This is a genomic window from Microcystis sp. LE19-10.1B (assembly GCF_027530565.1).
GTDB lineage: Bacteria > Cyanobacteriota > Cyanobacteriia > Cyanobacteriales > Microcystaceae > Microcystis > Microcystis aeruginosa.
The window spans coordinates 1-2,494 of record NZ_JAPZQM010000572.1 but is presented as its reverse complement, the minus strand read 5'-3'; the positions used below and the strand labels follow the sequence as shown (position 1 = coordinate 2,494).

Genomic DNA, 2,494 nt, shown 5'->3' with positions numbered 1-2,494 from the left:
AGTTTAGTTGCTCATAATTGAGCCATTGACCTTCCTTCCGCCAACCTAGGCGATCGCCAAGTTTCTTTTGGGTTTCATAATCCACTAAACCACCGAGACTAGAGAAAATGGCTTGCTGAATACTAAAACCGAAATGACCATTACTATAATGAAGCCAAAGTTGATCAATTTTTTTCAGATCCGAACAAGGTAATTGAGCAATATCTTGAGGATAAACCTCATTCCAGTAGGTCTTACGCAAGATTTTCAATAGTAGCTTGGTTGTTTGGCGATCAGCCGCTTGCCACTGTTGCTTTCTTAGCAAATCTTGTAATTGATTATAATCAATATCAGCCGATTCTTGAGTTAAGATATTTGGGGAAGTCTGGGGATTTTTAGAAGTAGAAGATTTGTGAATATTGTTTTGAGTGAATTGAGAGACAACTATTGCTAGGGGAGTTTTGGGGATAGTGTCTTTTTGACAAGCCTCTTGTTCTGCTAAATGATCAGATAATTTATTGATGGTTTTTTCTAGGGAAATAAATTGTTCTGACCATTCACTTTCATTGAATAAGTAATCATTAAATTGATCAGAGGAAAAAGCCTCTTTTAACCTTGCTTCTTTCTCGTAACCAGTCGCCAGAAAATTTAGCAAAAACTCAGAATTTATGGCTGAATCTGACGTTTCTAAGAGAGCAGGCTGAGGTGGAAAAATATTATCTACCAAATACTTAATTTCTCCAACTGTTGCATAAAATTCTTCATCCACCTTAATCACTTCTTCTATTAATAATTGAAAAGGAGCAAAATAGTCCTGTAAGTAGTTTTCAAAATTAATCGCATTTTGGGCAAGATCCGCAATTTCTTGGCGAACTCGTTGAGATTTGAGTTGATAATGATTTAATTCCTCATAAATTTTGAGTTCTTGAATAATTGCTTGCACAATTTTTTTCTGCTTTTGAGTATCCTCGGCTAATTTCTGAACTCCTTCCCCTAGTAATTTAGTTTTTCTCAACATCAAAAAAGATGTTTTTCCCAGTAGCAAAATTGCCCGAAAATTTTCCTGTTTTTCCAGCTTGAGTTGATTGAGAATATTTTGATTATTATTATTTTTAATTTCTAACTTTATTCTCTCGTAGTCTAAGATTTTCAATTCTTGATATTTTTGGGAAAATAAAATTTTGAGATTGTCACTGAGTTGGAGTAAAAAACGATAATATCCGTCTTGATAGATTTCTAGTCCATTAATTAATAAATTATAGTCTTTAATTAATAACTGAGTCTCAATCAAGATTTCTTGTTGAGTAATTTTTTCTTTTCGTTTAATAATCTTACCAAAATAGTAATGGTAGCGAACTCCTTCTTGAATTAATTTCCGACGTTCTTTGATGATTTTCTGAAAATTTTTTAAGTATCTATTTTTAAAAACAGGAAGTTGATAGCTTTGCTCATAAATGGCAATTTTTTTATAGGTCATCAGATGTTGAGAGTTCCTATTTAGCATAGCTATCTTAGACCAAAAAATTCCTCAATACTTAGCAATAATCATCCGCTGCCCCCAGCTATTGCAAGAGGGAGCAACACCTAATTAAACATTTTCAACTTCAACAACAACTGGTTCATTTTCAACAACTGGTTCATTTTCAACAACCGGTTCATTTTCAATAACTGGTTCATTTTCAATAACTGGTTCATTTTCAATAACTGGTTCATTTTCAATAACAACTGTTTGAGGACTTTCAGGAGTTGGCTCAGTTACCGTTTCTTGCTGCTTTACTGTCTGTTCTTGATGGTCAGTCAAGTGTTTTTTGGTTTTTAATTTCAGGTCATCAGTCAGAGGTAAAGCATCAATTTCAGCCAAAAGTGTTTCCAGGGATTCTTTTTTACTTCGCTCAGTGTAAAAAGCATTCAGAACCGCTTCAATTCCGTACTGAGCAATCGCATCTCCTAGCACAGTAACCAACCCCATCGCTCCAATACCCAGAAAAACTACAAAGGGTTGTCCGAGGGTCAGAATTAGCACGATGACAGCAATAATAGCCGAAGCTAAATAAGTACCTGCCACTTTTTTGATAATGTTATCGAGTTCCATAAAAATCACCTCAAATTTCTAGCGAAGGATTAGTTTAATTCTAAAGCAAGGTTAATCTGTCTGTTGATCGTCGTCAAGTAAAGCTTGAAGAAAAGGTTCAAGACTTTTGGGACGATAATCTGAAAAAGCCTTTAATCGTTTTACCACACTGTGATGAACAGTGACAACTTTTGTATTGAAATATCGCCATTGCTCACCTCCTAAGGACGACAATCCTTTAACAGTATTATCAAACTTGATGGTCGGGTCTAGTTTAATTTGGAATTCCTCAGATTCAGAGGTGGTTGAGTCAAACTCTAATCCCAATTTTTTGGCTTGATTAATCATCCATTGTAACGGGTAATCGGAAATTCCTTGATATTCTTTTTTGCCACCACCTAGACAGGTATGTTCACCCACAAATAAAACTTCTTTGACAACTTG

At 34.8% G+C, this 2,494-nt stretch carries 3 protein-coding genes; all 3 read right to left on the bottom strand.

Features of this window, described 5'->3' with window-relative positions:
- The coding region (locus O9332_RS20765) for a GUN4 domain-containing protein (protein WP_288027206.1) at positions 1–1,456 on the bottom strand (1,456 nt) is incomplete at its 3' end.
- 111 nt (positions 1,457–1,567) lie between these two features.
- Positions 1,568–2,071: a hypothetical protein gene (locus O9332_RS20760; RefSeq protein ID WP_147068850.1), complete on the bottom strand. Its 504-nt coding sequence runs from the start codon at positions 2,069–2,071 to the stop codon at positions 1,568–1,570.
- Positions 2,072–2,122: 51 nt separating this feature from the next.
- On the bottom strand, positions 2,123–2,494 hold a 372-nt coding region (locus O9332_RS20755), incomplete at its 5' end, for a phospholipase effector Tle1 domain-containing protein (RefSeq protein ID WP_288027204.1).